Source organism: Geitlerinema sp. CS-897, from assembly GCF_028368005.1.
GTDB classification, from domain to species: domain Bacteria; phylum Cyanobacteriota; class Cyanobacteriia; order Cyanobacteriales; family Geitlerinemataceae; genus Baaleninema; species Baaleninema simplex.
Genome location: NZ_JAQNCQ010000080.1, coordinates 1 through 5588, shown reverse-complemented (window position 1 = coordinate 5588; position 5588 = coordinate 1). Strand labels below are relative to the sequence as shown.

Annotated in this window: 2 protein-coding genes; both read right to left on the bottom strand. The window is 53.7% G+C overall.

Annotated features, from left to right (window positions below):
* Positions 1–378: 378 nt before the first annotated feature.
* A complete protein-coding gene (gene glpK / locus POG22_RS04110) occupies positions 379–1878 on the bottom strand; it encodes a glycerol kinase GlpK (RefSeq protein WP_498903793.1) in 1500 nt (499 codons plus the stop codon).
* A gap of 821 nt (positions 1879–2699) precedes the next feature.
* On the bottom strand, positions 2700–5588 hold a 2889-nt coding region (locus POG22_RS04105), incomplete at its 5' end, for a two-partner secretion domain-containing protein (protein WP_498903792.1).

The following is a 5588-nucleotide window of genomic DNA, read 5'->3' as shown; positions in this document are numbered from 1 at the left end:
TAATGGGGAAAACGTCTGGGGAGATAAACCCCTCTGGTACTTATTGGCAACAATGGGTAGTAAGGGTTGTCGCCGAACCAGAAATCTAGAACCGTGAGGTCTGGAGAATCCCCACGCCTTCAGGCTGGGGAGTATGTCAAAGCCAGCAGCAAACCGCGAAGCCGTGGGAGCAGTCGCCAGAGATAGGATGCTGTGACGCGGCTACGAAAGGCGGCCGAAGTCCGAAACACTTGATGTTACCGCGTCACGCACCTTTTACAGTGAGCAAGTCAGCAGTGGAAACAGTCAACAGTCACCAGTGAGGGGATCGAGTGAAACGGTTACCTGTCTTCACTCTTCACTCTTCCCTCTTCCCTGAAAAAGCTCCCCTGCTCGTCATCAATCGACCCATTCTTTCGCGCGATCGACTGCCTTTTGCCAAACATGATAGTGTTCTACAGCTTGCTGTGCACCGTCGCCCGGTTCGAAGACGCGATCGATCTTCCGTTTGGCAATTAAATCGCTGTAACTGGGGTAAAAACCGATCGCCAATCCCGCCCCGAACGCCGCACCTTGAGCGGTGGCGTCGAGAATTTTGGGACGTTCGACGGGAATACCCAAAACGTCGGCTTGGAATTGCATTAAAAAGCTGTTTTGCGACGCGCCGCCATCGACTTTCAGTCGCGCGACGGACATATCGCTGTCGCGGTTCATGGCTTCGACGACTTCTTTAACTTGATAGGCGATCGCTTCTAACACCGAACGGACGATATGTTCGCGTTTGACGCCTCCGGTAATGCCTTGAAACGATCCCCGCGCGCTCATATCCCAATGGGGCGCACCCAAACCGCTCAACGCCGGGACGAAATAGACGCCGTTATTGTCTTTGACCTGCTGGGCGAGGGCTTCGGTTTCGGCGGCGGACGAGATCAGTTGCAATCCGTCGCGCAACCATTGAATGCAAGCCCCAGTGGTGAACATCGCTCCTTCGAGGGCGTAGTTCGAGCGGTCTTTCGTCGTCCAGGCGATCGTCGAAAGCAGTCGGTTGCTCGATCGCGACACTTCGCGTCCGGCTTGAACGATAAGAAAACAGCCAGTTCCGTAGGTGCATTTAAGCAAACCGGGGCGATCGCAACCGTGGGCGAACAAAGACGCCTGTTGATCGCCAAAAATCGCCATCACGGGAATCGCTTCCCCCAAAACCTCGGGGTCGGTGGTGCCGAACTCGCCCATACTGGGTTTAATTTCCGGCATCATGTGGGGGGGAATGCCAAACAGCTTTAGTAAGTCTTTGTCCCAGTCGCCGTTTTCCAAGTTCATCAACATGGTACGGCTGGCATTGCTGCTGTCGGTGGCGTGGACTTTTCCGCCGGTGAGGTTCCATAAAATCCAGGTGTCGATGGTTCCGGCGACGACGTTATCGAGATCGACTTGTGGGCGGTTTTGTTTGACCCACTCCAGCAACCAGACGAGTTTGGTTGCGGAGAAGTAGGCGTCGAGAACTAAACCGGTGCGATCGTGAATGAGGTGATGTTTTCCCTCTTGGCGCAGTTTGCGACACAAGGGCGCGGTGCGGCGATCTTGCCAAACAATGGCTTTGTGCAGGGGTTTTCCCGTCGTTTTGTCCCATAGCAAGCAGGTTTCCCGTTGCACGGTCAGTCCGACCGCAGCAACGTCCGACGCCGATGCTCCGGTTTTGTCCATCACCTCTGAGATGCAGGCGAGGGTATCTTGCCAAATCTCGACGGCGTCGTGTTCGAGCCATCCTGGTTCGGGATAGTACTGATTCAGTTCCTTATAGACTTGTCCGGCGATTTGACCGTCTCGGTTAAATAGAATTGCTCGATTTCCGGTGGTGCCGAGGTCGAGTGACAGAATGTATTGTTTAGGGTTTGTCATAATGAATTATCGATCGGTCGTCTTTAATTTTCTATAGTATCGTTTTGTCTCGTGTTTTCGATCTGACTATTGGGTTCGCGTCACAATATTTATAATTTTTTAGGATTTATCGATATTTTGAGACTTGAAATTAGACGGCGATCGCAAAATGTAAATATGTTTTTTTGAATACTCCAAAACCTTAAAGCATTACCTTATTTTAATGGACGAATCTCAGCATATTGGCTCTTCGGAGTTTAGGGTAACAGAAAAACTAACTTCACGAGATTTCAAGGGTTTTGGCTCTCGAATCTTCAATTTTTTGTATCATGCTATACATTTATAACCACAAACTCCGAAGACCCGCATATTTTTTGTTTTTTTCTCGAAATATTTCGCGCTTGTTTTTTGTGAAATTGAGACGTTTGCATCATTTTTTTATTGCCAAAACATATAAAACATTCATTGAAATTGAATTGAAATGATTTAGCAGCCAACCGACAAACAAATCAGGATATTTATTTTTTCAAAACTAATACGAAATCCAAATCTCATACGGAATCCAGGTTTGAAAACCTTGTTTTGCAGCCCTCGTCGTAAATTCCCTGTACGCCAGGACTTAAATCGATTTTGGGCGATCGCTTTAAGAGGGGTTATGGTGTGCGGATTCCGTATCAACGCTGAGCGAAGTCGAAGCGTTGAGTCAGAGCGGAGTCGAGGACTCAAACACTGGTTTTACCCAACCCGACAAGTCCCTCTATCCCCCCAACCCCCCTTTGAAAGGGGGGCTAAGGGGGGATGTGGTGAAGACTGCTTAAAACCTAGCTTATCGGAAACGGATGTCAATCGGTACGACAGTTTAAACCGAACGCGGAGACCGACTCCTCAGCCACTAACTCAACGGTTCCATCGTCGTATCTCACCCATCCAGTGACTTCAACAATAGGCGCGATCGCCTCCGTTTCAATCTCTTCGATCTCTTCGATCTCTTGGGAGACATCCCCCGACGGCAACTGCCCGATCTCGCGCCAATCTCGGAGATCGCCCCAAGCCAAATCCGCCCTCGCGGGTAACGTTTCCCTCGGATTGTTGGGAACGCCTCCCCGTCCGGTAATGACAAACGTGTTACCTTGACTGCTGGCACATCCTCGCTGGATTTGGCTGGTGAGGTCGATAGTGTTTTGGGGTAACTGAATCAATCCCGCATTACTATCGACGGCAGGTTGGCTAATTTCAACAAGTCCATCGATGCCCAATTGCGAACTGGCAGTAATGGCGGTGCCGGGAGCGGCTAAAATGCCGTCGGTGACAATGCGAACGTTGCCCCCTGTCCCTCGTATCGCGTTGGCTCGAACGGCACTGCGATCGAGTAAGGTAACGGTCGGCGATTCGATCGCCAAGTTCCCCCCATCTCCCACATTTCCGAGAGCAGACAGGGCAATTCGGCCGTCGTCGCGCAGTTGCAGGAAATCCCGAACGTGGAGGTTGACGTTTCCCCCCACGCCGAAGGCCGTCGTCGCCGAGATCCTCGAATCGTCTTCGATCGCGATTTGTGCCGCCTTGATGTCTAACGTTCCGGCGTTTCCAATGCCGTCGTGCTGAACGCTGATGCTACCCCCGTCTCGAAGCGTCAAGCGATCGGTCTCGATCGCGACGCGGCCAGTTTCGCCGGTAGGAATCGATGGAATAAAAAACGCCTGCTGTAACACTTCGTTTGGCTCGAAGGCTTCGGCCGCCACGCGAGAGACGCCATTGATAGCGCGACCGGCGATCGAGATGTCTGAGGCATTAATGCGAATCTCTCCGGCGTTGCCCGTGGCACTGGTAAACGTACCGATGAAACCCCCATCGCGCAACATCAGGCGATCGGTGTTGACGACTAACTCGCGGGCATTTCCAATTCCGAAGGTTTGCGTCCCGACAAAACTCGATGTCGCAGCACTCGAGAGGTTAGAACCCAGCACTTCGATCGATTCCGATGCGTCGATTTGTAACCGTCCACTATTCCCCGTCCCCGAACCTGACAGCGGTTCGCTGAGCGCAGAAAAGGACAGAAGGACAGACGAAGAGAGTAGGCTGCCATCTCGAACGATCAGTTGTCTCGTTGACACCCAAACGTCTCCAGCATTCCCCGTTCCAAACGTTACACTGCCAACTTGGGTGAAAGAATCTGTATCAGCAGAATCAGCAGAAGTCGCACCAATTAACTCGAGGGAATCGGCAACCACGCGGACGTCTCCTCCATTGCCCGTTCCTGCACCCGGTAAGGGTTCGCCGAGGGTTTGACGCAGAACGGTTGAAACCACTAGCCCCTCGTCCGATAGGGTGAGTTGAGGTGCGGTGACGGTCACATTGCCTCCATCTCCGGAATCGAACGTACCGGAAAAAACCCCCGAACCGACGGATGCACCCGTAAAAACGGAAGCCGAACCTCGAGCGGTAAAGGATTCTGCAATCTCGACGTTCAGAGTTCCTCCCCGCCCCGATCCCCACGTTGAAGAGATGAGTCTCGCGCCATCGAGTAACGTGGCTCGTTGGCTTGAAATCGTGCTGTCTCCCCCCGAACCCGTTCCCGTGGTAATGCTAGCGATCCCGCTACTGACGATCGGAGTTAGGGGAACGGTGCTTACAGCTTGCAAATTTCGGGCGTTCACCGTTATCGAACCGCCCTTTCCACTCGCACCGGTGAGCGTTCGGATTTGTCCGCCGTCGTTGAGGACGAGGTCGTCAGTCGCGACGCGGACGTTTCCGCCGTTTCCCGTTCCGAAGTTCTCGCTGCTGATGCGGCTACCCGTACTCTGTTCGAGGAGTAGGGCGAGATTAAAAAAGAACCCACCCGAAGCAGAGGAACCAACGATCTCGAGCGCCTCGGCATTCACCGTCACGTCTCCAGCATTTCCGTCCCCAAAGCTCCAGGTTTGAAGTCTCGCCCCGTCGTTTATCGCAATTCGGGGGGAGGTTACGTTGAGATGGCCGCCGTTTCCGGTTGCCGTTTCGTCAGTTTGCGTTTCCACCGAAGCGCTAAAGGGAAACGTATCGCTCGCTCCACCCAAACTCAGCAATTCTGACGCCTGGATGTCAATGTTACCGCTGGCTCGACCGTTCTGCGTCAGCGTGGCAATTTGAGAACTCGCCATCGAGATGTCTCGCCCCACGACTCGAATTCCCGTATTCGGGCGGTTGCTCGCATTGCTAGTAGGGACGAAGACGGAGGCTCGATTTTGCAGTCGAACGCTTCCCCACTCGTTTACACCGTCGTAGTCGAGCGTCCAATTCTCGTCAAAGCCGATGTTGCCCTCGACAACGCCACCCATTTCGACTCGTCCCGAGGGGGCGCTGACGATCGCCCCGTCGAGGGTGACGTTTCCTCCCACCAGGGCGATCGCCTGTCCGGGGGGAACCGATAAGCCTGGGGTTTCGGTGGGAAAGCGAGCGACATTCCCCGTTCCTCGGAGTTCGAGCGCACCGGGCGCACTGCCCAACTGCACCCCCACGGGAACTGATACAGTCAGGAGCGACGGCGCGTTAGGTTCGGCCGCACTGAAGACGCTGCCGTCTCTAAAGTCGAGACGATGGGCTGTACTGGCAAAGAAGGAACCGCCGACCTCGAGGCGAGCGTTCGGACCGAAGACGATGCCGTTGGGATTGAGCAGAAACAAGTTCGCCGTTCCGTTGGCGCGAATTAAACCGTCAATATTGGACGCGCCATCGCCCGTCACGCGGGTCAGGAT